Origin of the sequence: Streptomyces sp. NPDC093018, from assembly GCF_040684035.1 — a bacterium.
Taxonomy (GTDB): Bacteria; Actinomycetota; Actinomycetes; order Streptomycetales; family Streptomycetaceae; genus Streptomyces; species Streptomyces murinus.
The window spans coordinates 65174-85810 of record NZ_JBFBFF010000019.1; the positions used below are offsets into that span (position 1 = coordinate 65174).

A 20637-nucleotide genomic window follows, 5' to 3' on the forward strand; every position below is an offset into this window, starting at 1 on the left:
AGCGGGACACCGGCCCATCAGCACAGTGAGCCGATCAGCGGGACACCGGCCCATCAGCACAGTGAGCCGATCAGCGGGACACCGGCCCATCAGCACAGTGAGCCGATCAGCGGGACACCGGCCCATCAGCACGGTGGGCCGGTCCGGGGCGCCGGTCGGCTGAGCCTGGCCGTCGGGGCAGGTTGCCAGAAAGGGCCGGGTGGGTTGTCGTACAAACCCGCCGGGCTGCCCCGCAGCGCAGTGATCCGACCGGAGCGGGCCGGCGAACGGACCGCGTGAGTCACGGCGCGTGAGCCGGCCAAGCCGCCCCAAGGACAAGCCTGCCCGGCCCACGCCCCTCAGATCAGCCTCACCCGAACCGCGCGGGGCAGGCCGATCCCGGTATGTCGAGATGCCCGAAAGGGGGCCAGGTCCACCCCGCCCGCCCCTCCCGCCCCGCGCGAACGGCTTCAGTCGATCCCGCACCGGCCGGGACACCCGCCCCGGCCGGCCACAGGCGTCACGCGTCGATCCGTGACCGGTCCAAGGTCGCCGCCGAGCCGGAGATGAACTCCTTGCGAGGGGCCACGTCATTGCCCATCAGGAGGTCGAAGACCTGTTCGGCGGCTTCGAGGTCGGAGAGGTTGATGCGGCGCAGGGTGCGGTGGCGGGGGTCCATGGTGGTCTCCGCCAGCTGGTCGGCGTCCATCTCGCCGAGGCCCTTGTAGCGCTGGATGGAGTCCTTGTAGCGGACGCCCTTGGTCTGGAACTCCATGAGCTTGTCGCGCAGCTCGCGGTCCGAGTACGTGTAGACGTACTTGTCCTGGCCCTTCTTCGGCTGGACGATCTCGATGCGGTGCAAGGGCGGCACCGCGGCGAAGACACGGCCGGCCTCGACCATGGGCCGCATGTAGCGCTGGAACAGCGTGAGCAGCAGGCAGCGGATGTGCGAGCCGTCCACATCGGCGTCGGTCATCATGATGATCTTGCCGTAGCGGGCCTGGTCGATGTCGAAGGTGCGGCCCGAGCCCGCTCCTATGACCTGGATGATCGCGCCGCACTCGGCGTTCTTGAGCATGTCGGTCACCGACGAGCGTTGCACATTGAGGATCTTGCCGCGGATCGGCAGCAGGGCCTGGAACTCAGAGTTCCGCGCCAGCTTGGCGGTGCCGAGCGCCGAGTCGCCCTCGACGATGAACAGCTCGCTGCGGTCGACGTCGTCACTGCGGCAGTCCGCGAGCTTGGCCGGCAGCGACGAGGACTCCAGAGCGGTCTTGCGCCGCTGGGCGTCCTTGTGCTGGCGGGCCGCGACACGCGTCCTGGCGGCGGCGACCACCTTCTCCATGACGACCCGGGCCTGGGCGGCGGCGTCCCGCTTGGTGGCGGTCAGGAACGCCTTCAGCTCCTTGGTGACCACCTGGTTCACGATGCGACGGGCCGCCGAGGTGCCGAGGACCTCCTTGGTCTGGCCCTCGAACTGCGGCTCGGCCAGGCGCACGGTGACGACGGCGGTGAGGCCCTCCAGGGCGTCGTCCTTGACGATGTTGTCCTCGGCCACGCGCAGCATCTTCTTGGCGCGCAGCACGTCGTTCATCGTCTGGGTGAGGGCCTGCTCGAAGCCGGAGACGTGCGTGCCGCCCTTGGGGGTGGCGATGATGTTGACGAAGGAGCGCAGGTTCGTGTCGTACCCCGTGCCCCAGCGCATCGCGACGTCGACGCCCAGTTCGCGGGCGACCTCGGTCGGGGTCATCTGGCCGTGCTCGTCCAGGACGGGGACGGTCTCCTTGAAGGTGCCCTTGCCGGAGAAGCGGAGCACGTCGCAGACCGGCTTGTCAGCCGCCAGGTACTCGCAGAACTCGCTGATGCCGCCGTCGAAGCGGAAGGACTCCTCGCCCTTGCTGCCGCCCTCGCCCAGGCCGTACTCGTCGCGGACGACGATGGTCAGGCCGGGCACCAGGAAGGCGGTCTGCCGGGCGCGCTGGTGCAGCGTGCCCAGGGAGAGCTTGGCGTCCTTGAGGAAGATCTGCCGGTCCGCCCAGTAGCGCACGCGCGTGCCGGTACGGGCCTTGGGGATCTTCTTGGCCTTGCGCAGACCGCTCTTGGCCTCGAACTTCGCGTCCGCCCCGGCGCCCGAGAAGGCACCCGGCACGCCGCGCCGGAAGCTGATGGCGTGGGTGTTGCCGTCGCGGTCCACCTCGACGTCGAGGCGGGCGGAGAGGGCGTTGACCACGGAGGCGCCGACGCCGTGCAGACCACCGGAGGCGGCGTACGAGCCGCCTCCGAACTTGCCGCCCGCGTGGAGCTTGGTCATGACGACCTCCACGCCGGACAGGCCGGTCTTGGGCTCCACGTCCACGGGGATGCCGCGGCCGTTGTCACGCACCTCCACGGACGCGTCGTCGTGGAGGATCACCTCGATGTGGTCGCAGTAGCCACCGAGGGCCTCGTCCACCGAGTTGTCGATGATCTCCCACAGGCAGTGCATCAGGCCGCGGCTGTCGGTCGAGCCGATGTACATGCCCGGACGCTTGCGCACCGCCTCCAGGCCCTCGAGGACGAGCAGGTGCCGCGCGGTGTAGTTGGAGCCGTCGCGGTCTGCTCCTGCCAGCAGCGCTGTGGACGGCACGGACGTATCGGCGGTCACGCGGTTCGCTCCTCGCTGAATTTCAGGTTGCCCCCTTCTGGGTAAGGGGGAGGCTTCAGTTGCCCGTCAGAGGGTACCGAGGCCTGGTAGAGCCGGTGTAACGCCACCCTCGTCGGCTACTCAGACTAGTCCAGACTCGTATACACGTTCGATCCCTCGTTGGGGTGAAGTGCATATCACGTTCCCTTGGAGGCATGAACCATTTAGGCTCCGGGCACGTCCTCATGAACAACCGGCAAGCCAGCCGGGAGGACCGAGATACTAGACAGCGCGAACCCGTAAGCATCCCCAACACGCACTACGGCACATTCGCCGCCAACCGGCAGCAGACAGCCGCCCCGGAAGATTTTTTCCAGGAAAAGCCACGAGCGGGAACGTTTTCGGGCTGGTTGGATGTTGACCCTGGTACGACAGCTCGTCGAGCTAGAGAAGAGGCGACGTGACTACTGTTCTGACCCCCGCGAGCCCGCTGACGGCCGCTGATCGCTGCGACCGCTGCGGCGCCCAGGCATACCTGCGCGTCGTCCTGCTCAGCGGCGGAGAGCTGCTCTTCTGCGCCCACCACGGTCGCAAGTTCGAGCCGGAACTCAAGAAGATCGCCGCTGAGATACAGGACGAGACGGAGCGGCTGACGACCGCGCCGAGCACCGCTTCCGAAGAAGAGCACTGAATCTCCTACGGACGACGAGCCAGCACCGGCACAGGCCGATGCACGGGCGGCCGCTCCTCTCGGAGCGACCGCCCGTGCTCATACCCTCATCACCCCCGCGCAAGGCCCTCAGGAGCTTCTGAGGGGCCTCTCGCGGGCTTTCGTGGGCGCTTTCCCGTCCCCGCCGTCGCCGCCCGTCCCGAGGGCGCGTACGACCTCGGAGACACGGGTGTAGACGCCGGGGCTCCCGGCCCGCCCGCAGCCGCTGCCCCAGGACACGAGCCCGATCAGCCGCCCGCCGGCCACCAGCGGGCCGCCACTGTCCCCCTGGCACGCGTCCGGGCCCCCGGCGGCCTCTCCCGCGCAGAGCATGCTGGTGGCCCGGTAGACGCCGTCCGGGCCGCCCGGATAGGCGCGGCCGCAACGGTCGTCGGCGAGCACATGCACATCCGCGGCATGGAGCCGGTGCGCGTAGGCGCCGCCGCCGGTCAGGTCACCCCAGCCGGAGACCAGGGCCTCGGTGCCCGGCGTGTAGGCCGGGTCGCCGGGTCCCGCCATGGCGATGACCGCGCTCTGCGGCAGCGGCTCGGCGAGCGTGACGACGGCGAAGTCGCCGGAGTTCGTCGCGCTGTCGAAGCCCGGATTGACCCGCACGTCCCGTACGGCGATCTCCTGCCCCTCGTCGGACAGCAGGTCCGTGCGGCCCGCGATGACCTTGAGGTCGCGCACATGGTCGGGCGGCGCCCCGAGGACGTCGTCGTTCATGCAGTGGGCGGCCGTGAGCACCGTGGTGCGGGCGATCGCGACGCCGCCGCAGAACTGGCCCGCGCGGGTGCCTCCGAACCGGTCACGGCTGGACAGCGCCACCGTCCACGGGGCCTGCGAGACATCGATGGGGAATCCCCCCACGACCACACTCCGGACCGCCGTGGGCGCCGCCGGGGACGCGCTCATCAGGGGTATGGCGGTGACGGTGGCCGCGAGGACGAGCGGCCGGATCAGTGCACGGCCGGGAAAACGGCGCATGTCGACTCCTCACTCAGGGTGGGAACTGGAAAACCCAGAGTGATCCACATGGTCTCCGCTCGCAGCACGAAGGCCCGGCTCCCACGAGGGGAACCGGGCCTTCGGTGTCGTACGACCGGCCCTGCCAGCCGAATCGCGGACCAGCCGGCCGGATCGCGGACTAGTCGAGGTAGTCGCGCAGCACCTGGGAGCGCGACGGGTGGCGCAGCTTCGACATGGTCTTGGACTCGATCTGGCGGATGCGCTCGCGCGTCACGCCGTAGACCTTGCCGATCTCGTCCAGGGTCTTCGGCTGGCCGTCGGTGAGGCCGAAGCGCATGGAGACGACGCCGGCCTCGCGCTCGGAGAGGGTGTCCAGGACCGAGTGCAGCTGCTCCTGGAGGAGGGTGAAGCTGACGGCGTCCGCGGGGACGACGGCCTCGGAGTCCTCGATGAGGTCACCGAACTCGCTGTCGCCGTCCTCACCCAGGGGGGTGTGCAGGGAGATGGGCTCGCGGCCGTACTTCTGGACCTCGATGACCTTCTCCGGGGTCATGTCGAGTTCCTTGGCCAGCTCCTCCGGGGTGGGCTCGCGGCCCAGGTCCTGGAGCATCTGGCGCTGCACACGGGCGAGCTTGTTGATGACCTCGACCATGTGCACCGGGATACGGATGGTGCGGGCCTGGTCGGCCATGGCGCGGGTGATCGCCTGACGGATCCACCAGGTGGCGTACGTGGAGAACTTGTAGCCCTTGGTGTAGTCGAACTTCTCGACGGCGCGGATCAGACCGAGGTTGCCCTCCTGGATGAGGTCCAGGAAGAGCATGCCGCGGCCGGTGTAGCGCTTGGCCAGGGAGACCACCAGACGGAGGTTGGCCTCCAGCAGGTGGTTCTTGGCGCGGCGGCCGTCCTCGGCGATGATCTCCAGCTCGCGCTTGAGCTTCGGGGCGAGCTTGTCGGCGTTCGCGAGCTTGTCCTCGGCGAACAGGCCGGCCTCGATGCGCTTGGCGAGCTCGACCTCCTGCTCGGCGTTGAGCAGGGGGACCTTGCCGATCTGCTTCAGGTAGTCCTTGACCGGGTCGGCGGTGGCGCCGGCCGCGGCGACCTGCTGCGCGGGCGCGTCGTCCTCGTCCTCGTCGGACAGGACGAAGCCCGCGTTCTCGGTGCCCTCGGGCTCGTCGCCGACCTTGGTGTCCTCAAGGACCTCGTCCTCGAGGATCTCGGCGTCGTCCTTCTTGCCCGAGGTCTTCTTGGCCGCCGTCTTCTTGGCGGTGGTCTTCTTGGCAACCGCCTTCTTGGCGGTCGTCTTCTTGGCCGCGGCCTTCTTGGCGGGCGAGGCCTCATCGGCGGGATCGGCCGGGGTGGCGGACGCCTCGGGGGCGGCCGTGGTGGCGGTGGCCTTCCTGGTGGTCACCGTCTTCGCCGCGACCGTCTTGGTGGCGGTGCGCTTGGCCGGGCTCTTCGCTGCGACGCTCTTTCGGGTGCGCTTGGGCTCTGCTGCACTGACCATCAGCGTCACACCCTCTTCCTCAAGAATCTGGTTGAGGCTGCGCAGTACGTTCTTCCACTGAGTGGCCGGAATCTGGTCAGCTTCGAAGGCCCGACGCACATCGTCGCCGGCGATCTGCCCCTCAGCCTTTCCCCGCTCAATGAGCGCCATGACAGAGACGGACTCGGCGATCTCCGGCGGGAGCGTACGGGATGTGCTGGCCGACACGAACAACCTCTCGGAACGTTGGAAAACGGCTTCCGGCACCGTCCACTGCGGACGGGAACCGACCACCGGCCTGGGGATGGGCCGACGGCGCGGGCGCGGGCCGGGAAGATGCACAGCGCCATGTCTGGCGTCCGTATTCCCTTCGCGGCTGTCACCTCTTAGGTCATCGCGCTGTTCCCATGAGTGTTACGCCCATTCTGCGTGGCCCGAGTCACACCCCGTAAGCGAACAAAGACGGTCAGACATGGGCAAAAGATATCGCCCGCCGCATCGCCGGACCCCGCCGGGCTCCTGAAGGGATCCGGCGGGGTCCGGCGATGGCGGGTACGACGGCCAGCACCCGGGCCGACGCGCCATGGGAACCGCGGGGACGCCGCACACCGGCGACCGCACCGCCCGTGGGGCGGGTCAGTGCTCGCGCGGGGCGGGGACCACCCGCTCCACCTCGGGGTGCGCCGTGAGCAGCTGGCGCATGGCGGCCTCCGCCGCGCCGCCGTCGCCGGTGCCGAGGGCGTCGACGATCCGCGCGTGCTGGGACAGGGACGCGTCGTTCGGCCGATCACAGGCCGTGACCGGGCCGCCGGAGACCTGGAGGGCGGCGCCGACGATGCCGGAGAGATGCTCCAGCATGCGGTTGCCCGCGAGCTGGATGAGCAGTCCGTGGAACTCGGTGTCGGCGCGCGAGTAGGTGAGCGCGTCGCCCTGCGCCATGGCGTGGCTCATGATCTCGACCATGTCGGACAGGCGCTGCTGCACCTCCTCGCGGCCGTGTCCGGCGGCGAGACGGGCGGCGAGCGGCTCGATGGTCCAGCGCAGCTCGCTGAGCTCGCGACGCTGGTCGTCGCGCTGGGGGCCGAAGGCCCGCCACTCGATGATGTCCGGGTCGAGGAGGTTCCAGTCGCTGACCGGACGCACTCGCGTGCCCACGTTCGGCCGGGCGCTGACCAGGCCCTTGGCCTCCAGGACGCGGAGGGACTCGCGGACGACGGTGCGGGAGACCTCGAAGCGCTGGCCGATCTCCTCGGGCACCAGCGGGCGGTCCGCGCCCAGGTCGCCCGAGACGATCATCTGACCCAGCTGCTGGACGAGTTGGCCGTGCAGCCCGCGGCCGCGGTTGCCCGCGGGCCGCCGGCCGACCCGGCCCAGCTCGGATTCGCCTCCGTCCCAGGCGGGCGTTCCGACGCGATCGCCCACCGGGGCGTCGCCGTAGGAGTAGCGGTCGAGTTCGCCCGGACCGACCAGACCGGAGTCGGTGGAACGGGCGGCGGTCATCATGGTGTGCGCAAGGGTACTCACGGATCCTTTGTCGGCGTCGCTTCCAACTCCCTTGAGGTCTTTGGTGAAAAGCACACGAAAGGGTGATCGCTCACCCCGTCGCAATTGACGCCTTATCGGAAAGAAACGAGCTGCCCACGGGGAGTTGTGAGCACAAGCGGCATCAGAACCGTAAGCACCCCGGTCATCAGGCCCTGGCGCGCAGGGTTGTGAACAGATACGCGCACAGCAGTGCCGCCAGGGACAACACCATTGCGCCGCCTACGGGTTGGACGAGCAGCCGCGCCACCGCGATCAGGTACCGGTCCCCTCCGAACGGCCACTGCAGCAGGAACACCTCCCGCATCCGCAGCGGAAGATCGGCCATCGTGCGCTCGGCCGGGCCCCGGAACGCCGTGTGCATGAGGGGTACGACGGCCACGGGTACGGCGAGGACGGCGGCGAGCCCGCCCGAGGTGGACCGGAAGACGCCGGCCGCGAGCACACCGGCCCAGGCGCACCCGATGACGAGTGCGATCCAACTCGCGCTCAGCGAGAGCCAGTCGTCGGGAACCTGGGTCAGTTCCCTGCCGTAGACGAGATAGAGCGCCTCGGCGTCGCAGCCGGCGACGAGGAAGGCGAGCAGCGCCGCGGTGGCGCCGGAGACGAGGAGTTTCGCGGTCAGCAGCCCGAGTCGGCGGGGCACGGTGCCGCGGTCCGCGGCGAGGGCGGGGTGGCGGAACTCGTCCCCGAAGGCCAGGGCTCCGAGCAGCCCGGCGGCGAGCGCGACGGGCGGCAGCGGCAGTTCCCGGGGCCAGGCCGCGAACAGCCGTGCCTGCGGGGTGTGGCCGATTCCGGCCAGCGCCACGGCGGTCAGCACGGACAGCACGAGCACCGCGCCGCAGATCAGGAACCCGGTGCCGACGCCTGCCGCTCGCCGGATCTCGTACCGCAGGGGCCGCAGCGGGGTGGGGGCGGGGCGGACGGAGATGGGGGGCGGGAGGGGTGAGTCCGTATCGAAGGAGTGAGCGCGGTCGTCGTTCCCGCCGGTCCGCGTCTCGGGGTCCACCGTCCACGACTGCCGGGCGAACGGTCTCCTGGCTCCGGGCAGGAGGGTGCGGAGGGCGGAGATGCGGGTCGTGGCGATGCGGGTGGTGGCGATGCGGGTCGGGACGATGCGGGCGTGGGTGAGGCGGGTCAGGCCGGTTTCCGGCCTTCCGGGGCGGCGGGCGGTGGTCTCGGCGTCGACGGCCGCACGTGCCTCGGCCCGGTGCGGGGCCTCGGCGGGTTCGGCCGGGGCCGAGGCGGTCGAGAGCGCCGGGGCTGCCGAGGAGCCGGACCGAGGCGGCTTCTGCGGGGTGTGGGCCGAGGCGGTGGACTCCGTGCGCGTCATGGTGGGCGGATCCGATGCGGAGAAACCGAACACGGTCTTCTCGCGCTCCGGTGGCGTACGACCGCCCGCCGGGCCGCCCGCGGTCGGCGTGCGCTCGGGCAGCGCGCCGTCCGCGGCGGAACCGGGCCCCATGTCGCCGATCTCGTCGGCGAGTTGATGGACGAGGATGCCGTGCCGGAAGGCCGTCTCGCCGATGACCGAGGTCGTGGTGCCGTACACGGAGAGGCGGTTGCCGCCCTCGCGCACGACCTCGACGGAACGGCGGCCGGTGCGGGCCTCCTTGGTGAGCGCGGCCGCGAGGCGCCCGGCGTACGGGCTGCGCACGGCCACGCGCGGGCGCAGCCGGGTGCGGGCGAACTCCCCGGCCGCCTGGTCGGCGACGAGCCTGCCCGCGTCGAGCGTGACGACCCGGTCGGCGATGCGCGCGGCCTCCCTCGGGTCGCCCGTGGTCGTCAGTACGGTGCCGCCCTGGTCGGCGTGGGCGCGCAGCATGCCGTGCAGCCACTGCGCCTCGCCGGGGGAGAGACCGCGGGTGGGGTCGTCCAGGACGAGCGTGTGCGGGTCGGGCAGCAGGGCGCAGGCCAGGCCGAGCCGGCGGTCCATGCCGCGTGAGAGTGTGCCGAGCCGTTCCTCACGGAAACTGACGAGGCCGACGGCTTCGAGGACCTCGTCGGCGCGGCACCCCGGGACGCCGGACGCCGCGCACAGCATGCGCAGATGTCCGCGGACCGAGCGGGCCGGATGCCCCGGTACGTCGCCGAGCAGCACGCCGACCTCGCGTGCCGGATGGGCGATCCGGTACAGCGGCCGTCCCCTGAAGTACGTGATGCCGCGACCGGGCCGCAGGGCGAGCATCAGCCTCAGGGCCGTGGTCTTGCCCGCACCGGCGGCTCCCAGGAGCACGGTGATCCGGCCGGCGCGCGCTTCGAAGGAGACGTCGTCGACGGCGGGCGGCCGCGCCTTGCGGGAGGTGCTGGTCAGTCCGAAGGCTTGGATCACCTGCAGCAAGATAGCGTGCGATGTCCGGTTTTTTGGTGTATGGGGCGGTTTGGCGATGCATGCCACGCCCCTGCGCCGGTCCCTGTCCACCGTTCGATGCAACGAAGACCCTGCCCCTGGGCTCGCGACGGGCTCAGCGGCGCGCCGGTCAGACCTCGGGGCGCAGCATCGGCGGGTTGAGCAGCGTGGCACCACCGGCCCTGAAGAGCTGGGCCGGGCGGCCGCCCTGGCGGGTGGTCGTGCCTCCCGTCGGGACGAGGAACCCGGGGGTTCCGGTGACCTTGCGGTGGAAGTTGCGCGGGTCGAGGGCCACCCCCCACACCGCCTCGTACACCCGGCGCAGCTCGCCGACGGTGAACTCGGGCGGACAGAACGCGGTGGCCAGCGAGGAGTACTCGATCTTGGAGCGGGCCCGTTCCACACCGTCGGCGAGGATCTGGGCGTGATCGAAGGCCAGCGGTGCGACGGGCTCGCCGTCGCGGCCGTGACCGCCCTGCTGGAGCAGTTCCTCGACCGGGGCCCAGCGCGCGTTGCTGGCGTCGCCGCCCGCGCGGGGTGCGGGCAGGTCGGGGGCGAGCGCGAGGTGCGCGACGCTGACCACGCGCATCCGCGGGTCCCGGTCGGGGTCGCCGTAGGTGGCGAGTTGCTCCAGGTGTGCTCCGTTGTCCTGGGCGGGGGTCGAGGGGTCGTGCGCGTGCAGCCCGGTCTCCTCGGCCAGTTCGCGCGCCGCCGCCTGGTTCAGGTCCTCGTCGGCCCGTACGAAGCCGCCGGGCAGCGCCCACCGACCCTGGAAGGGTGACTCGCCCCGGCGGACCGCCAATGCGCACAGCGCATGGCGGCGAACGGTCAGCACGACCAGGTCCACGGTGACGGCGAAAGGCGGAAAGGCTGACGGGTCGTAGGGCATGCCGCGATCATAGTCGTCTGCCTGACGATAAACACGCCCTTCGCCGGCGGCACCGCCGGTGCTTCCGCTTCGTCGTGTTATGGGAGGCGAGACAGGCCCCCGTCGGGTTCAGGTCGTGGTCTCCCCCGTCCTCTTGGTGGGCAGGCGGGTGCCCGCCGGGTGCCGGTTGCTCGCGCGCGGAGCCCGGCCGGCGGCCGGAGGGGGGCTCGCCGGACGGCGCCGTTGGCCGGGCACGCGGGCGGCGCGGGGGCCGTCCCCGGCAGCGGCGAGAGCGGATCGCAACCGGCGACGGCGGCGCATGCGCGCGGCCGGATCCGGTTCGCCCGCGGGTGTCGGGCCCGCCATGTTGTCCGTGCGTCCCGTGGGTTCGGTCGTCCCCGGTGCGTCTGCCGAAGGTTCCGCGCCCGGCGCTCCCCCCGGCCGTCCCGCCCGCAGGCACCGGCGGATCGACTCCACGTCCAGTCCCTCGTTGCACGCCTGGTGCAGGAGGCGGGCGAAGAGGTAGTCCGGGTCGGCGCCCAGCGCCATGGCCAGGGCCTCCCGGGCTTCGAGTTCGTCGCCCGTGGACCAGGCGACCCAGCCGGCCAGGGTCAGCGGAGGGGCGGCGTGCTCGGCGTACGGCCCGACGCAGCGGCGGGCGAGGGCGCGCCAGAGCCGGAGCGCGGGGGCCGCTTCGTCGCCCTCCATCCAGGCGGCGGCGCGGTCGCGGGTGTTGCGGTCCTGGAGGCCGAGGATCAGGCGTGCCGCCTCGTCGTGTCCGATCAGGCCGTCGTCGCGCAGGTCGGCCGGGAGGGCGCCCGCGACCGGGGTCGCCGCGGCGAGGCGGTGGATGGCGCGCTCGGCGAGGACGATGGTCTCCTCGGACACCTCCGCGCGGCCCGCCTCGTCGAGGATGCGGGGCACCAGAGCCAGCCCGCCCGCGTCGAGCGCGGCCTCCTGTTCCCGTGCCGCGGCGGCCTCCCAGGGCTGGAGGCGGGCGCGCAACTCCTTGAGGGTGCCCCGGACTTGGATGCCCGCGTAGGTGGCCGCGGCGGCGAGGACCGAGGTGCCGGGCAGGCCCATCGGCGTACCGTCCTCGGGGCAGCAGTCCTCGGCGGGGCAGCAGTACGACCAGTAGCGGCCGTCGGAGATGCAGAGTGCCTCGATGACCGGCACGTCGAGGTCGCCGCACTGGATGCGCAGCAGATGGGCGAGGCGGGCGAGACGGCGTTTGACGTCCCGGCCGCGTTCGCCCGGGGCGGGTTCCTGGCAGACGTAGGCCACCAGCTGTTCGGGTTTGGCGCCCCGCCGCTCGCTGCTGGCCACCAGGCCCCGGGCCAGCTGCCGAGCGGCCTCTTCCCAGTCCTCTTCGTGCGCGGGGATGCCGAGCCGGGCCCGGCCGCCGAACCTGCCCTTGCCCCCGCTGTCGTGCAGGGCGACCAGGACCATGCTGTCCTCCGGCCGGTAGCCCAGCAGATAGGGCAGAGCGTCGGCCAGTTCGGCCGGGGTACGCAGGGTGACCTGCGCGGTGGTTTCGCTGTGATTCGTCATGCGCCGACGATCTCGCGAATCCCTCGAACCCGCTCGGGCCTGTGGATAAGTCGAATCAGGGACACGACAAGCCATCGAGGGTTGTCCACAGATCCGCGGCCGGCCCGCCCGTTCGTCGGTCCCGTCCTGTTGTATGGAACGCATGGAGCACGAGCACACGAGCAACGCGGATCTCCGGGCAGGGGCGGATGCCGTCCTCGCCCGGCTCGTCGGGGACACCACGGGCGCCGCCCGGCTGCGCGAGGACCAGTGGCGGGCGATCGAGGCGCTGGTCGCCGACCGGCGCCGGGCGCTGGTCGTGCAGCGCACGGGATGGGGCAAGTCCGCGGTGTACTTCGTGGCGACCTCGCTGCTGCGGGCCCGGGGCAGCGGACCGACCGTGATCGTCTCGCCGCTGCTCGCGCTCATGCGCAACCAGGTGGAGGCGGCGGCCCGCGCCGGTATCCACGCCCGGACCATCAATTCCTCGAACACCGAGGAGTGGGAGGACGTGCAGGCCGCGATCGCCGCCGGCGAGGTCGATGTCCTGCTCGTCTCGCCCGAGCGGCTCAACAACCCCGACTTCCGCGACCAGGTCCTGCCCAAGCTGTCCGCGGCGACCGGACTGCTGGTCGTGGACGAGGCGCACTGCATCTCCGACTGGGGCCACGACTTCCGCCCCGACTACCGGCGGCTGCGCACCATGCTCGCCGACCTCCCGCCCGGCGTCCCCGTGCTGGCCACGACCGCGACGGCCAACGCCCGGGTGACCGCCGACGTCGCCGAGCAACTGGGCACCGGCGGCGGCTCCGACGCGCTGGTGCTGCGCGGCCCGCTGGACCGGGAGAGCCTGAGCCTCGGGGTGCTGCGGCTCCCGGACGCGGCGCACCGGATGGCCTGGCTCGCCGACCATCTCGACGATCTGCCGGGCTCCGGCATCATCTACACCCTCACGGTCGCCGCCGCCGAGGAGGTCACCGCGTTCCTGCGGCAGCGGGGCCACACCGTCGCCTCGTACACGGGCCGGACGGAGAACGCCGACCGGCAGCAGGCGGAGGAGGATCTGCTGGCCAACCGGGTCAAGGCGCTGGTCGCCACCTCCGCGCTCGGCATGGGCTTCGACAAACCCGACCTCGGCTTCGTGGTCCATCTCGGCTCGCCCTCCTCCCCCATCGCCTACTACCAGCAGGTGGGCCGCGCAGGGCGCGGGGTGGAGCACGCGGAGGTACTGCTGCTGCCGGGCCGGGAGGACGAGGCGATCTGGGAGTACTTCGCCTCGCTCGCCTTCCCCTCCGAGGAACTGGTGCGGCGCACCCTGGACGTCCTCGCCGGCGCGGACAAGCCCCTGTCCCTGCCCGCGCTGGAGCCACTGGTCGAGCTGCGCCGCTCCCGGCTGGAGACCATGCTCAAGGTCCTCGACGTGGACGGGGCGGTGCGCCGGGTCAAGGGCGGCTGGCTCGCGACCGGGCAGCCGTGGTCGTACGACGCCGAGCGGTACGCGTGGGTGGCGCGGCAGCGGGCGGCCGAGCAGCAGGCGATGCGCGCTTACGCGAGCACCACCGAGTGCCGGATGGAGTTCCTGCAACGGCAGCTGGACGACGAGGGGGCCAAGCCGTGCGGCCGCTGCGACAACTGCGCGGGGCCGCGCTTCACGGCCGACGCCTCCTCGGCGGCGCTCGACGCGGCACGCAGTGATCTGGGCCGCGCCGGGGTGGAGGTGGAGCCACGGCGGATGTGGCCGACCGGGCTCGGGGCCATCGGGATCGGCCTCAAGGGACGTATTCCGGCCGGTGAGCAGGCGGGGGCGGGGCGGGCGCTGGGGCGGCTCTCGGACATCGGCTGGGGCAATCGGCTCCGTCCGCTGCTCGCGCCGCGGACACCGGACGGGCCCGTGCCGGACGACGTGGCCCGCGCCGTGATCGAGGTGCTGGCCGACTGGGCCAAGGGACCCGGTGGCTGGGCGCCCGGGGCCGAGAGCGCCCAGGCGAGGCCGGTCGGGGTGGTCACCGTCGCCTCACGCACCCGGCCGCAGCTCGTCCACTCCCTGGGCGCGCGGATCGCGGAGACCGGGCGGCTGCCGCTGCTGGGGTCCGTGACGTACGACGAGGACGCGCCCCGGGTGTCGCGCAGCAACAGCGCGCAGCGGCTCAAGGCGCTCGACGGCGCGTTGGCCGTGCCGCCCGCCCTCGCGACGGCACTGGCCGAGGCGAACGGTCCGGTGCTGCTGGTCGACGATTTCACGGAGACCGGCTGGACCCTCGCGGTCGCGGCGCGTCTGCTCCGCCGGGCCGGTGCGAAGGGGGTACTGCCGCTCGTCCTCGCGGTGCAGGGGTGACGGGGGTGGGGGCGCGGCGCGCGGCTTCGGCTCGGTAGCGCCGGGTGTTCGACTCGGGGGGAGGGGTGAGCGGCTCGGGGGTCAGGGGTGCGCGGCTCTGAAGGGGGTGACCGGCTCGGAAGGTCGGGGCAGCTGGTGTCGGGTAGTCGGGAGCGTTCGGCCCGGTGGTCAGAGGGTGCGCCGCCCGGGAGGGGAGGTGACCGGCTCGGTAGCGCCGGGTGTTCGGCCCGGAGGCCAGGGGATGCGCCGCCCGGAAGAGGGGCACCGGCCCGGAAGGTCGAGGGCGGCCGGCTCGGAAGGTCGAGGGAGTTCGGCCTGGCGGTCAGGGGAAGTTCGGCCCCGGAAGGACGAGGGCGATCGCCTGGCAGGTCGAGGGGGACCAACCCCGAAGTTCCGGGGCGGCCAGCTCGGAAGGCCGGAGGCGGCTGGCTCGGAAAGCCGAAGGCGGCTGGCCCAGAAGGTCGGGGCGGCTGACCTGGCAGATCCGGGCGGCTGGCCCCCAGCTTGGCCGGTGTCGACCCGAACGCCGGGCGGTGTCGACCCGCAGCTCAGCCCGTGTCGGCCCGGGGGCCGGGCGGTGTCGAACCCAAACTCAGCCGGTGTCGGCCCGCAGCTCAGCCGGTGTCGACCTGAAGCTCGGCCGATGTCGGCCCGGAGTCCACGCGCTGACGGCCTACTGCTCGGCCCGTGCCGACCCGAAGTTCAGCTGATGTCGAACCGAAGGCCGGGCGGTGTCGCCGCGCAGCTCGGCCCGTGGCGGTCCGGAGGTCGGGTGATGTCGGCCCGGAGTCCACGCGCTGTCGGCCTACTGCTCGGCCCGTGCCGACCCGAAGTTCAGCTGGTGTCGAGCCGAAGGCCGGGCGGTGTCGCCGCGCAGCTCGGCCCGTGGCGGTCCGGAGGTCGGGTGATGTCGGCCCGGAGGCCGGGTGATGTCGGCCCGGAGGCCGGGTGATGTCGGTCCGGAGGCCGGGTGATGTCGGCCCGGAGGCCGGGTGATGTCGGTCCGACGGGCGAGGCGTGTTCGGGGTAGACGGTTGGGAGACGCGTGGGCGCTCTATGCGTCATCCGGCTGAGGCTTGGGTAGGGATATAAGCCACGCACCACCCGATACCCGGCGGCGGCCCCAATTGCTCGTTGCCGCATTCCAGTTCGACAGGAAGAATTGAGATCCGCTCCCCGCACGGTCGGTCCGTGATCCGGTTGGGCTTCGCTGCGGTGCGCGGTCCCCCGAATCCCACCTTGCCCGCTGTGTGGGCGCGTAGCCGAAGGGAGGAACGTGACCTTCGGATTCGCCTCGTCCCCGGCGGCCTCGTTGTCGACGTCCGCCGCTTCCGCCAGCCGTGTGCTGGAGCCGGCGGAGTGGGCCGCCGCGGGGATCCCGCTGCTGCGCAACCCCCGTGAGGTCGTCAGCGGACTGCACGCCCGGCATCATCCGCGGCCGTCCACGGCGGTCGTGGCCGTCCTCGATCCGGACGAACGGCTGTGTGCCAGCGCCTCGTTCACCCGCCGGGCCGCCCCGGCGGACGGCTGGATGTTCCGCAACGCCCTGCTGTCCCAGCTGCGCCGGGTCATACCGCACGACCTGCGCCGCCGTACCCCGGTGCGCACCGCCGTCCTGCTCTACTGCCGTGAGGGCGACGCGCGTTGGACCGAGGAGGACGGTGCCTGGATGTGGGGCCTGCGCGACGCCTGCACGCTGCACGGGCTGCGGTGCGGGGCGTACATCACGTTGACCCACGACGGCTGGCAGGTGCTGGGCGAGGGGCGCGGTGGCCGCCGTCCCCATGCGCACTCGGCGCCGGAGCCGTTCGCCACGGCGGATGCCCCGCCGCCCGTACCGCGCACCGGCGGACCGGTCTCGGAGGTACTGCGCCGCGCGGCCGCCCGCTGAGGGACGACGCGGGGCCAAGTGCCCCGGTACGGAGCCGACGGCAGGTCCGGCGGACCGGGCCAAGCGGCAAGCTCAGGCATAGGCGGGCATGGACAGGCCCTGCTCGACATGCCCTGCTCAAGCTCCACGGACCACCCGGCACCACGATCGACCCAGGCGACCGTGAGGCCCGGCCGGCCGGTCGGACGACCGGCCGTACTCCGCCGCAAGGCGTCCCGGGGCCTGCCAGGTGCCTCCCCCACAGGGATGTCCCCAGGCCCGTCAAGGCGCTGAGGGAGGCACACGACCGGCCGGCATGCCGAAGGGCGCACCCTGCGGTGCCCCCTCGGGCGGTTGCCGACTCCGGGAGCCCGGCGCGTGGTTCAGACGCCGGTGCCGAGGACCGAGTTGATCTGCTGCGGGTCGCCGCAGACGATCAGCAGGGCTCCGGCACGAGCGTGGGCCAGCGAGAGGACGTCGGCGGAGGCGGCGCCCCCGTTGACGGCCACGACGACCACCGGGCGGGAACCGGCGCGGGAGGCGATGGCGGCGTCCGTGTAGAAGACGTCGTCACCCGCGTCGTGCTGCGCCCAGTAGGCGGTTTCGCCGAACGACAACTCGTGGTCGGCCCACGGGTGCTGGGCACCCGTGGTGATCACCAGCACGTCGCCGGGGGCGCGGCCCGAGTCCAGCAGCAGGTCGACGGCCTCCTCGGCGGCGTCGATCGCACCCTCGGCCGAGGCCGGGATCAGCTGGATCTGCGGGCCCGCGGCCGCGGCGGGGACAGCCGGACCGGAGGGACCGGGCTTGGCCGGAGCCACGTCACGCGGCGTGCGCTGCACCGGCGGCACAGGCCGCTGAGGGCCGGGACGACCGGGGCGGGACGGCGCCGCGGGACGGGGGCCGGGTACGGGGCGAGGGGTCGGCGCGGTGCGGCCGCTGGCCGGCGTGACGCGGGGACCCTGGGCACTCTCGTGAATCTGAGGCTCCTCGGGAATGAGAGGCATGAGCTGATTTTTATCAAACGTTGAAGTGGCGCTGATGAACGGGGTGGCACATCAGTGCGATCGGAACCGTCAGAAGTCGAAGCCGAGCTGACCCTCGATCTCCGGAACGCTTCCGTCCGCCCAGTTGCGGGCCTTCTTGAGATGCCGCCACTGGGGCAGCGCATCAAGATACGCCCACGACAAACGGTGGTGCGGGGTGGGGCCCCGCTCTTCCAGTGCGGCCTTGTGCACGGGTGACGGATACCCGGCGTTGTCCGCAAACCCGAAGTCTGCATGGTCGACAGCCAGTTCGGCCATCATTTTGTCGCGCTGAACCTTGGCGATCACCGAGGCCGCCGCGACGGCGACGCACGAGCGATCGCCCTTGATCACCGTACGCACCTGCCACGGGGCACCGAGATAGTCGTGTTTCCCGTCGAGGATCACGGCGTCGGGGCGGACCGGCAGTGCGTCCAGGGCGCGGACCGCGGCGAGCCGCAGCGCGGCCGTCATCCCCATGCCGTCGATCTCCTCGGGGGAAGCATGCCCCAGCGCGTAGGCCGTCACCCACGCTCGCAGGATCTCGTCCAGCGCGGTGCGTCGCTTGATGGTCAGCAGCTTGGAGTCGGTAAGGCCCGCTGGAGGTCGACGCAGTCCGGTGATCGCCGCGCAGACGGTGACGGGCCCGGCCCAGGCGCCGCGTCCCACCTCGTCGACACCGGCGATGACCTTCGCTCCGGTCGTGGCGCGCAGGGAGCGCTCGACAGTGTGAGTGGGAGGTTCGTACGGCATGGCGCCCTTAGATTACGCCGCCGCGGGCGGTGGGCGACACCCCGGTCGGCCGGAGAGCGGCGGAAGCACCGGCGGACGGGGGGTCGTAGCGGAATCCGAATCGCCAGATTTGCTTGCGCATATTGATGGACGCGATCATCCGGCGACCTTCGGCGGGGCGAGGAGGAGGGAGCACCGGCCACACCCAGGACTCAAGTCTATTTTGCCACACCGAGCTTGCCTCAGAGGAAAGGTCCCGTCGCCCATCCCGACCTCACCCGCACCCACCCGCACACCTCACCGTGGATCGCAATCGCAAATCACACTCTACGATCCGCGAGGCGGGCCGGAGCAGGGCGGGCTCACGCGGTCTCGCTGCGCGGGACGTACCGCACGCTGAGGGCGATGACGGCGAAGAAGCAGGCCGCCACCAGGACGACGCCCAGGCGCAGGCCGAGCAGGGTGTCGCGCATGCCGATCAGGGAGCCGAGCAGGGCCACGCCCATCGCCATGCCCACCTGGCGGGCGGTGTTGAGAACGCCGGAGCCGAGGCCGGCGTAGGCCGGGTCGATGGCCAGCAGTGCGGCCGCGTTCAGGCTCGGGGCGAACACACCGCAGCCGAGGCCGGTCAGGCCGGTGCCGACGACGAACAGCGGCCAGGTGCCCCGGTCGGTGACGCCGAGGAGCAGGGCGCTGCCCACGAAGGAGGACAGCGCGCCGGTCCACAGCAGGAATCGGGGCCCGCGATGCAGGAAACGCCGATTGAGGACGATCGTGCCGAACACCCAGGCGACGGAGAAGGGCAGGAAGTACACGCCGGTCCGCTCCGCGCCGAGGCCCCACCGCTGCTGGAGGTAGATGGCGAGCATGAACTGGAGCCCGTAGCCGCCGAACTGGAACGCGAAGCCGTTGGCGACCGAGGCGGAGAAGGCGGAGCGGCGGAAGACGGCGAGCGGGAGCATCGGGTGCGGGGAACGGGCCTCGACCGCGACGAACGCGACGGCGGTGATCGCCGAGACCGCAAGCAGCAGGAGCGGTACGGGGGCGGCCCAGCCCAGCGAGCCGCCTTCGATCAGGTAGGCGACGCTCGCGGAGAGGGCGACGATTCCGGTCAGCTGGCCGGGCAGGTCGGCGGCGCGGGACTCGCGGCGGGGGGTCTCACGGGCGTGGCGCCGGGCGAGGTGGAGGGTGACCAGGCCGACGGGCACGTTGATGAGGAAGATCGAGCGCCAGCCGAGCAGTTCGGTCAGGGCGCCGCCGCCGAGCGGACCGGCGACGAGGGCGACTCCCCCGGTGGCACCCCAGACGGTGATGGCCTTGGCACGCTCCAGCGGGTCGGGGTAGGTGCGGGCGATGATGGCCAGCGTGGTGGGGAGCAGGCCACCGGCCGCGATGCCCTGGAGGAAGCGGCCCACCACCAGGACGGTCAGATTCGGGCTGAGCGCGCACAGCAGGGACGCGGCGGTGAACCCGGCGAGCGAGAGGACGAACAGCCGGCGCGCTCCCCAGCGGTCGCTGATGCTGCCCGTCGTGAGCAGGAGGGCGGCCAGCGGGATGGTGTAGACGGTGACGACCCACTGGAGGCCGGCCATTGAGCCGTGGACGTCGCGTTCGATGGCGGGCAGGGCGACGTTCAGCGCGCTGCCGTCCAGCAGGATCATGAAGAAGCCCAGGCAGACGGCGGCGAGGGCGAGAGCGGAGTGGCACACCGGAGCGACCGAGGGGGCCGACGGGGCCGACGGTAAGGATGGGGCTGCTGTCGGAGGTGGGGGCGGGGCTGTCGGCCGCCGGGTCGCGTTCGTCGGTGCGTCGGGGGCGGTGGTCATGGCACGGCCTTCTTTCGGTCGCGGTGCGGAGCGATGACAGGCGGGGGTGCGGACTGGACCCGGACCCGTTTCAGACCTCGATCCCGGCCAAGACACCCTTCGCCGCCTCGGCGGCCCGACGGAACGCCGCCTCGTCCCGCTGAGCGCGCGCGAGCACGTACCCGCCCTCGACCACGGCGACGACGAGCGAGGCCATGGCCGCGGCATCGGTGTCCGCGCGCAGTTCACCGTCGCGCACGCCCTCGGCGAGCACATCGGCGATGCGCTGGTGCAGCCAGGTGAAGAACTCCGCGACCGGAGCGCGGAGTCGGTCGTCGGCGACGACATCGGGGTCCTGGACGAGCCGGCCGACGCGGCAGCCGGCGAGCGGGGCGCGTTCCATGTCGAGGAAGGAGCCGAGGCGTTCCAGCGCCGTCGTGCCGCCGCCGAGCGCCGCCTCCGTGGCGCGGCGCAGCTGCTCCGCGGAGTGCCGGATGGCGGTGGCGGCGAGGTCGGCCTTGCCGGAGAAGTGGTGGTACATGCTCCCCTGGCCGGCGCGGGAGCGCTTCTGGATCATCGCCGGGCTGGTCGCCGCGTAGCCGCGCTCCCACAGCAGTTCTGCGGCGGCCTCGACGAGGTGGTCCTTCGTCGGGTTCACGCTCCGACCGTACATACTAGTAGGTACAGAACGCAAGGCGGTGCGGCGCGCGGCAGCGCAACGTACGACCGGCAACCCGATCTCGCATGCCAAGACGCCCGATGAGACGCCGTCATGACCCTCCGGGTCAATCTTGGTTCGCGGTGTAATTTTGCA

At 71.9% G+C, this 20637-nt stretch carries 14 protein-coding genes; 3 read left to right on the plus strand and 11 right to left on the minus strand.

Features of this window, described 5'->3' with window-relative positions:
- Positions 1-499: 499 nt before the first annotated feature.
- Entirely contained in the window at positions 500-2623 is a 2124-nt protein-coding gene (locus AB0N90_RS31645; protein ID WP_361677742.1) for a DNA topoisomerase IV subunit B, read from the minus strand.
- 439 nt (positions 2624-3062) lie between these two features.
- Here AB0N90_RS31645 and AB0N90_RS31650 point away from each other — a divergent pair, with 439 nt between their 5' ends.
- The gene (locus tag AB0N90_RS31650) at positions 3063-3293 is read left to right on the plus strand and encodes a hypothetical protein (protein ID WP_037654102.1); all 231 of its coding nucleotides are present in this window, start codon (positions 3063-3065) and stop codon (positions 3291-3293) included.
- A gap of 108 nt (positions 3294-3401) precedes the next feature.
- Here the strand turns inward: AB0N90_RS31650 and AB0N90_RS31655 are convergent, their stop codons facing one another.
- The 6 genes from AB0N90_RS31655 to AB0N90_RS31680 form a co-directional block, all read right to left on the minus strand.
- Positions 3402-4298, minus strand: coding sequence for a serine protease (locus tag AB0N90_RS31655; RefSeq protein WP_365202415.1), 897 nt, complete (start codon positions 4296-4298; stop codon positions 3402-3404).
- Between the two features lie 160 nt (positions 4299-4458).
- Positions 4459-5994, minus strand: a complete 1536-nt coding sequence (locus tag AB0N90_RS31660) for an RNA polymerase sigma factor (protein WP_037654354.1) — start codon at positions 5992-5994, stop codon at positions 4459-4461.
- A gap of 408 nt (positions 5995-6402) precedes the next feature.
- Complete coding sequence (locus AB0N90_RS31665) at positions 6403-7290, minus strand: FadR/GntR family transcriptional regulator (protein WP_361677732.1); 888 nt, start codon at positions 7288-7290, stop codon at positions 6403-6405.
- 166 nt (positions 7291-7456) lie between these two features.
- Entirely contained in the window at positions 7457-9640 is a 2184-nt protein-coding gene (locus AB0N90_RS31670) for an ABC transporter ATP-binding protein (RefSeq protein ID WP_365202418.1), read from the minus strand.
- A gap of 148 nt (positions 9641-9788) precedes the next feature.
- The gene (locus tag AB0N90_RS31675) at positions 9789-10547 is read right to left on the minus strand and encodes an NUDIX hydrolase (RefSeq protein WP_361677726.1); all 759 of its coding nucleotides are present in this window, start codon (positions 10545-10547) and stop codon (positions 9789-9791) included.
- Positions 10548-10655: 108 nt separating this feature from the next.
- Positions 10656-12077: a DUF4192 domain-containing protein gene (locus tag AB0N90_RS31680; RefSeq protein ID WP_365202420.1), complete on the minus strand. Its 1422-nt coding sequence runs from the start codon at positions 12075-12077 to the stop codon at positions 10656-10658.
- 133 nt (positions 12078-12210) lie between these two features.
- Here AB0N90_RS31680 and AB0N90_RS31685 point away from each other — a divergent pair, with 133 nt between their 5' ends.
- The gene (locus AB0N90_RS31685) at positions 12211-14391 is read left to right on the plus strand and encodes a RecQ family ATP-dependent DNA helicase (protein WP_365202422.1); all 2181 of its coding nucleotides are present in this window, start codon (positions 12211-12213) and stop codon (positions 14389-14391) included.
- Between the two features lie 1276 nt (positions 14392-15667).
- Positions 15668-16282 carry a hypothetical protein gene (locus AB0N90_RS31690; protein ID WP_085566913.1) on the plus strand — a complete coding sequence of 205 codons (615 nt, stop codon included), beginning with the start codon at positions 15668-15670 and terminating at the stop codon, positions 16280-16282.
- 362 nt (positions 16283-16644) lie between these two features.
- Here the strand turns inward: AB0N90_RS31690 and AB0N90_RS31695 are convergent, their stop codons facing one another.
- The 4 genes from AB0N90_RS31695 to AB0N90_RS31710 form a co-directional block, all read right to left on the minus strand.
- The gene (locus tag AB0N90_RS31695; protein ID WP_361677717.1) at positions 16645-17268 is read right to left on the minus strand and encodes a hypothetical protein; all 624 of its coding nucleotides are present in this window, start codon (positions 17266-17268) and stop codon (positions 16645-16647) included.
- A 69-nt stretch (positions 17269-17337) separates the two neighbouring features.
- Complete coding sequence (locus AB0N90_RS31700; protein ID WP_256641381.1) at positions 17338-18039, minus strand: ribonuclease HII; 702 nt, start codon at positions 18037-18039, stop codon at positions 17338-17340.
- Between the two features lie 341 nt (positions 18040-18380).
- On the minus strand, positions 18381-19727 hold the full coding sequence (locus AB0N90_RS31705) for an MFS transporter (protein WP_365202426.1): 1347 nt from the start codon (positions 19725-19727) through the stop codon (positions 18381-18383).
- A gap of 187 nt (positions 19728-19914) precedes the next feature.
- Entirely contained in the window at positions 19915-20481 is a 567-nt protein-coding gene (locus AB0N90_RS31710) for a TetR family transcriptional regulator (protein ID WP_365202427.1), read from the minus strand.
- Positions 20482-20637 lie beyond the last annotated feature (156 nt).